The following is a 7,222-nucleotide window of genomic DNA, read 5'->3' on the forward strand; positions in this document are numbered from 1 at the left end:
TCCAGCCGCGACATCTCGTATTGTATAGCCAATTCTTGACGTTTAGTTAGCGTCGGTATGCTAACGCAAAAAGCGACCTCTCAGTACCTTATTATCCACAATCTCTAACAATACCTGCGGTGATTGGGCTGCCTGGATGCGTTCGCCGAGTTGTGTAAGTAAAACGTTATCAGTATTAAGTAGGCTATCCGTTTGATTTAGCTTGCGTTCTACCTGTAAGGCATTTGCCTGGGTGCTGCTTGTTCGTTCAAATAATGGCTTCATCTTGCTTAGATGATGGGCGACTTTACGTTTTATTTTTTCCCATTGCTGAAATATGCCGTTGCTGGCACTCAGTTCTTTTAAATATAATTCGCTTATCAGGACAAACTCTTGGTTGCCGTCATGCTTGATGAACAGGATGAGATTAGCAACTAACAAACATTGCATACCCGTCAGATACTCACGCTGCAACCGTTCAACATTGCTGATTTTCAGTTTGAGCGCTTCCCGGAGATCGTCAGATCCAAACCAACTGGTTGGTTCAAATTGTTCAATTTCTCGATATGCCTGAGTGATATCCTTTTCAAGATGCTTAACCTGCGAGCGCACTTCCTGCGCGCTTTTGGCGAGGTTTAGTAGTGACTCTTTGGTGATAATTTCATTACGGCTCAGTAATAAACCAATAATATTGAGATGTTCATGGAAAGTCTGGATATTTGCGAGGCGCGATTGTTCAAGATGGCCTTTAATCGAATCGATCTTTTGTTCGATGATCCGCAGTCTCTCATTAATATCGGCAAGATGTTTTTGGGCCAGAAGTTGTGACGCGATATTAAAAACCAGGCTGGCATTGACCAGCGACTTCAGATTTTCAGCTTCGTGAAATCGGGCTTGTGCGCCAATTTTGTTGGTGTCTGGATTAAGTACCGCACCGATTGCTCCGCTGCCATCTTTCGCCTGTACCAGTTGGCTGTATTCGAAAGAACAGGTCATTAATTGTGTCGCGTTACCTGCAATGGCAGTGGCGACGGTGGGGACGCTACTGAGCCAGTGATTAAAGAGTGAAATGCTGCTGGGATCCAGTTCCGTCTGTGAGTCCTGTTGCGCAAGATCTTGCCAGTATCCAGGCTGGCTGTGTATTTTCACCAGGGCATTATTTTGCGCGTCGACGATGTCCACTTCGAAGGCCGCTTCTTGCTCAGGTATCTGATTGTTATTCGCTAAAGTTGACATAGGGTGAATTCTGCTCGATTAGTTACGGTATTTTTACTGCGCTATTTTGGGCGAGTGAAGCATGTTGAGCATCGCGATATGAGCAATGAACGGAATTGTCACCCGGTATGCCTCCCCAAGCGTTTGGTTAGCAAGGCTGACCGTACTGACGATAGCAGTGACGGGATGTAAGCGGAGCGCGGTAAATGCCGCTACGCTTGCCGCAGCTGACAGGCCGATAACAACCCCTTTATCGTTTATGCGCAGATTATCCTGCATCTTGAAAAAACCGGAGATAACTTTCGTTTCTGTGCAGCGCTCCCAACGTTCATGATCGGCTAATGACTGCCAGTCATCACCAAACAAACTTAGGACGATTTCCCGTTCTTTTGTTACGTTATTTTTTTTCTTGCTGTCTTTGCCATTGAGCTTTTTATGAACATCGGTTAATAACTCAGAATAAGGCAATGGCTCACTGCGGAAAATATTAACGAGCGAGTGTCCGCCATATTCCTGCAATTCATGTAGCAGATGCCGCAGCCCACGCTCGCTGTAGTCCCGTTCTGCCTTCTCTTCGAGTAGTAAGTCCTTAACGGACGATGATAATGCTACCCGGCCTTTACCGTTGTCTGTCAGAACGTCGACCAGATAGTCAATGTGATTGAGGGAGGTTTTTTTCAGTAACGACAGGATATGTGGGTCACATTTGACCGGTTGTTCCATTTTTATGGATTCCTTCATCATGAATAAAGCATAGAAAACGATAGAGAGTATTGTACAGATATGTTGGGGAAGGGGGGGAGGTTGTTTTTTTGTAGCCTGTAATGTGAGACATGGAAACATGTAACGATGATGATATTTACGGTTTCTTTTTTAGCATTTAATTTTTAAATTTTATCTAAGGATGGGTGTTTAAGCGATTAGTCAACGCTAATGCGGCCCAGCAGAGGGAATAAATATTTTAATCGACAATCTGCAGGTGAGGCTGTGATTGTGATGGGGCGTTTTGAGCACGGCTATCCATCTGCGGATAGGGCAAGTCGATATGGTTGACATCCATCGCTTCTTTGATGTTTTCCAGCAGATCGTAATAGGTATTCCAGTATTCGCCGTTACGCACCCAAACGCGAACATAGAAGTTAAGCGATGAGGCGGCAAGTTCGCCCAGATGCACGGTCACACCGCGACTCCGATCAACGCGTTCATCCTGCTCGATGATATGCGTAATGACGCGTTTCACTTCCGCAATCCGACTCTGGTAGCCTATGCCAATGATGGCGATAATGAATTTTTGGGAAAAAATGAAAAACTACTCATAGTATTATCCTGTTTGTGTTCAAAAATGGTAACGATTCAAATAAATATTTAATTTTCATGCAAAACATTGATGTATACGTCAGTGATATATGCTGGCGATATTAATTAGCGTCTGTTTGAACTGTATTTGTCTTTTTTATGTCCAGTAAACAAGAACGTAAAAATGAGCGCGAATGGTGAGGTGAAGTGGGATTAAAAGATTGTGCATTTGTGCGAAAAACACGGTCTTTTATCCGATAACTTAGTGCGTGTGGTGGGTAAGACAGCGTATTGTTTCATCGCTCAAATCCCTTACCGGATGGTTAAATGTCAGGCGATTAGCCATCCGGTAAGGAATCTTAAGACAGGGGATCACAGATACGAGCGTTCAGCGTTCGTCAGTTTGAGCAGGAGAAGTCTGTTGCGGCAAGGTGGTCTGCTGGGATTCTTTCTTGTCCTGGTGGTGGTGCCACGCACCGATAGCAGAGTAGACGAAGCGTCCGAAGAAGAAGATGAAGCTGATAAGCAGTACGATCCGGATCATGCGACTGTTAAATCGGTGTCGTTTGCGTAGGCTGGTAACCTGGCTCACAAAAGGTTCCTTAAAGTGTACCCAACCAGTGGGCGATACTTACATTAAGGCACACTAAGAGGGAATGGTCAATTCTTCGTTATGTAAAATTGCATCAACGGTTTTATCCACTTATGTTATGGAAACTAATATTATTATTTGCATTAATAATGAATAAACGATCATAAATAAAGAAAAAGGTAATAATTGATTAATGGGGGATATTTTTTTTGACATATATCAAACCCCGTCGGTTATCCGTAACTAAAATTGATGAGTCATTGTGATGTGTATTACATCATAGTTTTAAAGTCAGGTGGGATGCCTGTCTGAATGCCCTTCACAGAAAATACCCCTACATGATGTGAGGGATTCTACTGAGCATCTATGAAACTCAATAAAAACTATATAAATATTAGAGATAAATGGTGGGCGCTGCCCCTCATCTTACCATCTTTACTGTTGCCGTTATTGAGCACTGCCAATACCTACGCACATATTAGTACCGGTACAGTCATCCTTTTTTACCTGCCTTTAGCGCTGATGATTAGCCTGATGTTGTTTTTTAGTTGGGCGGCACTGCCAGGAATAATCATTGCTATCGGTTGGTACAAATATCCGCAGGTTGGGTTATTTGAAACGCTGTCAATTATTACGCACTTTATAGTTACAGTGGTGCTTAGTTGGGGCGGATATAAAGTTTTTGCTCCCCGGAGAAACAACGTGGCGCACGGCGACTCCCATCTGATGTTTCAGCGAATATTTTGGCAGGTTTTCTGTCCGGCAACGCTATTCCTGATTCTCTTCCAGTTCGCTGCGTTTGTTGGCGTATACGAGAGCAAATCAGGTATGGTGGGCGTTATGCCCTTTAATACCGGAACGTTGATCAACTACCAGGCTATGCTGGTAGGGAACCTTGTTGGTATACCTCTATGCTATTTTATCATCCGAACCATTCGAAACCCGCTGCATATACGGGGCTATTTTTCGCAATTAAAGCAGCAATTTGACACCAAAGTAACGCGAACAGAGTTTGCTGTCTGGTTGATAATATTGACTTTATTGATGGCTCTGTTGTGTATGCCGTTAAATGAACAGAGTTCGATATTCAGCACAAATTATACCTTGTCTCTGTTACTGCCCGTCATGTTATGGGGCGCAATGCGTTACGGTTACCGATTTATTTCAATGATATGGACAGTCGTGTTGATAACTGCCATTCATTATTATCAGCGCTATATGCCCTGGTATTCGGGTTACGATACACAACTTGCAATTACCTCTTCGAGTTACCTCGTTTTTTCTTTCATCGTAAATTACATTGCCGTGCTGGCAACGCGTCAGCGATTTGTCACCCGACGCACACATCGTCTGGCATATTTTGATCCGATGGTGCATTTGCCAAACTTGCGGGCATTGAACCGAACGCTGAAAAAAGCGCCATGGTCAGTGCTCTGTTTTCTGCGTATACCGGGCATGGAACTGTTGGTGAAAAACTACGGTATTATGTTGCGTATCCAGTACAAGCAAAAACTCTCACATTGGATAGCGCCGTTGCTGGAACAAGATGAATATGTTTTTCAATTATCCGGTAATGATTTAATACTGCGTTTTAATACTGAGTCACATCAGCAGCGTATTGAAGCGCTGGACAAACATATCAGGCAATTCCGTTTTGTCTGGGATGGCATGCCCCTGCAACCGCAGGTTGGGATCAGTTTTTGCTATGTTCGCTCACCCGTTAACCACATTTATCTGTTACTGGGGGAGTTAAGCACCATCGCCGAGCTCTCGCTGGCAACCAATATGCCGGAGAGTTTGCAGCGACGTGGCGTAATGCACCTGCAGCGGGATCTGAAAGATAAAGTGGCAATGATGAATCGTTTGCAGCAGGCACTGGAGCATGATCGCTTCTTCCTGATGGCACAGCCGATTTCTGGCGTACGCGGCGATATTTATCATGAAATCCTGCTGCGTCTTCAGGGCGATGAAGGTGAAACGATTGCTCCTGATAATTTCTTACCGGTAGCCCATGAGTTTGGCTTGTCATCCAGCATTGATCTGTGGGTCATTGAAAATACGCTGAAATTTATGGCGCAGAATCGGGAGAAAATGCCCGCTCATCGGTTTGCCATTAACTTGTCACCCACGTCGATATGTCGCGCCCGACTTCCGCATGACATCAACCAGCTACTGGTTAAGTACAAGGTTGAAGCGTGGCAGTTGATTTTTGAAGTCACGGAAAGCAACGCCTTAACCAATGCGGAACAGGCACAGGCAACGTTACTGCAGCTGCAATCATTGGGCTGTCAGATTGCAATCGATGATTTTGGTACCGGCTATGCCAGCTATGCGCGGTTGAAAAATGTGAGTGCCGACATCCTGAAGATTGACGGAAGCTTTATCCGTAACATTGTCTCAAATAGTCTCGACTACCAAATCGTGGCCTCGATTTGTCACCTGGCGCGGATGAAAAAAATGTTGGTGGTCGCGGAGTATGTTGAAAGCGAAGAAATACGCAGTGCGGTGATTTCTCTGGGGATTGATTATTTGCAGGGCTATCTGATTGGTGAGCCGCGACCGCTGCATAAAACTCTGGAAGAACAGGTGCCAGTCACGCTGGCACCTGTCGATCACTCACGCAGCGATATCGGGTGAGTTTTCTTCCTCAATTTTAAGGCACCAGCCTGTGACGGCTTCCCAGTATTGCTGCTCTTTTTCCAGATCGAGCAGCACCAGCGCGTTCTGGCTAAACCAGTCGTGCGGGAAGCGTAGCGTCCAGTGGTTATCGTCGGTAATCAACGTGAGCGTCGGCGGCGTAGTGGTTGCCTGGCGCTGGTTGTTGAGCAATACCCCAAGTCGCAACAGCTGAATTAGCGGCAGGAACTGCTTTTTCTTGAACAGCGTAAAGCGGGGTAAATCATCCAGCTTAACCGCTTTACGATGATAGCGAACCAGGGTCGCCATCATCAGCTGTTGCTCCTGGTTGAAACCTGGCAGGTCGCTGTTTTGCAGAATATAAGCCGAGTGGCGATGCAGTCCGCTGTGGTTGATGTTCAGCCCAACCTCATGCAGCATCGCTGCCCAGCGCAGTAACGCTTCCAGTTGAGGATTGGCCAGTTTGGGCTGTTGTGTATGCCACTGGTCGTACATTTGCATGGTCGTTTCCAGCACGCGCCGGGCCTGTTCGCTGTCGATGTTGTACTGGTTTGCCAGGCTGCTGGCGGTACGACTACGAACGTCCTGGTGGCGAAAACGGCCTTCCATCTCATACAGTACACCTTCACGCAGCGCGCCATCGGAAAGCCGGAGTTCACGAATAGCGAGGGCATCAAAAACACCGCACAGTATTGCCAGACCGGGAACAAAAACCGCCTTTCGTTCTTCTGACAGCCCCGGCATGCTGAGTGCCTCAAATGACGCATGCTTCAGGACTTCTGTTGTCAGCTTGTCCAGACGTTCAGGGGTGATAAAACCATCTTTCTCACCCATTTCCAGCAGCACTTCATGGGCTGCTTTGATGGTGCCTGAAGCTCCCAGTGCAACGTTCCAGCCCTGGATTCGAAATTGCCAGGTGAGCGTTTCCAGTTTTTGCGCTGCCGCCATACGGGCGCGCTGGAAGTTTTCCCGGCTGATCGCACCACCCGGAAAGTACATCTGGGCAAAACTGACGCAACCCATACGGCGGCTTTCGACCAGTTTAGGCTCGAAATCTTCGCCGATCACCAGTTCTGTTGAGCCGCCGCCGATATCGATAACCAGCTTGCGACCTTTTTCCGGCTGGGTGTGCTCCACGCCCATAAAAATCAGTCGGGCTTCTTCGTTACCGGAAATAATCTCAATCGGGTAGGGGATGACTTTTTCCGCTCGCTTGAGAAAATCTGGCGCATTCAGCGCCTGACGCAAAGTATGGGTTCCCACGATGCATACGCTTGACGGGGGAAAGCCTTGCAGACGTTCGGCGAACAGCGACAGGCAGCTTAATCCGCGTTCCATCGCTTCTTCGCTTAGCTTGTTATCCGCGCCAAGGCCGTCCGCCAGATGTACGCGTTGTTTCAGTCGCCCGATAATTTGCATTGCGCCATCAACCACGCGGGCAATGACCATATGGAAACTGTTTGAACCAAGGTCGACCGCAGCAAATTCCTGCGGTCGTGGAGA

5 protein-coding genes and 1 pseudogene are annotated in these 7,222 nt (G+C 46.8%); 1 reads left to right on the forward strand and 5 read right to left on the reverse strand.

The genetic code is table 11. The features are described 5' to 3' along the window. Positions 1-60 precede the first annotated feature (60 nt). The 4 genes and pseudogenes from FDX03_RS03855 to FDX03_RS03870 form a co-directional block, all read right to left on the reverse strand. Positions 61-1,215 carry a hypothetical protein gene (locus FDX03_RS03855; protein ID WP_137345505.1) on the reverse strand — a complete coding sequence of 385 codons (1,155 nt, stop codon included), beginning with the start codon at positions 1,213-1,215 and terminating at the stop codon, positions 61-63. Between the two features lie 33 nt (positions 1,216-1,248). Beyond that, positions 1,249-1,917, reverse strand: coding sequence for a hypothetical protein (locus FDX03_RS03860; protein ID WP_061068327.1), 669 nt, complete (start codon positions 1,915-1,917; stop codon positions 1,249-1,251). Positions 1,918-2,155: 238 nt separating this feature from the next. Then, positions 2,156-2,470, reverse strand: a pseudogene (locus FDX03_RS03865) (mechanosensitive ion channel protein MscS); the annotation flags it as partial. Between the two features lie 408 nt (positions 2,471-2,878). Further along, complete coding sequence (locus tag FDX03_RS03870) at positions 2,879-3,082, reverse strand: YfgG family protein (RefSeq protein ID WP_071887371.1); 204 nt, start codon at positions 3,080-3,082, stop codon at positions 2,879-2,881. A 366-nt stretch (positions 3,083-3,448) separates the two neighbouring features. Between FDX03_RS03870 and FDX03_RS03875 the strand changes: the two genes are divergently transcribed. Beyond that, a complete protein-coding gene (locus FDX03_RS03875) occupies positions 3,449-5,719 on the forward strand; it encodes a sensor domain-containing phosphodiesterase (protein ID WP_061068326.1) in 2,271 nt (756 codons plus the stop codon). On the opposite strand, the gene ppx is transcribed toward FDX03_RS03875, so the two are convergent. Beyond that, a partial coding sequence (gene ppx, locus FDX03_RS03880) for an exopolyphosphatase (RefSeq protein ID WP_137345681.1) occupies positions 5,699-7,222 on the reverse strand: 1,524 nt, incomplete at its 5' end. The two genes, FDX03_RS03875 and ppx, sit on opposite strands and share 21 nt — an antisense overlap.

The sequence above is a fragment of the Citrobacter sp. wls827 genome (assembly GCF_005280875.1).
Taxonomy (GTDB): domain Bacteria; phylum Pseudomonadota; class Gammaproteobacteria; order Enterobacterales; family Enterobacteriaceae; genus Citrobacter; species Citrobacter youngae.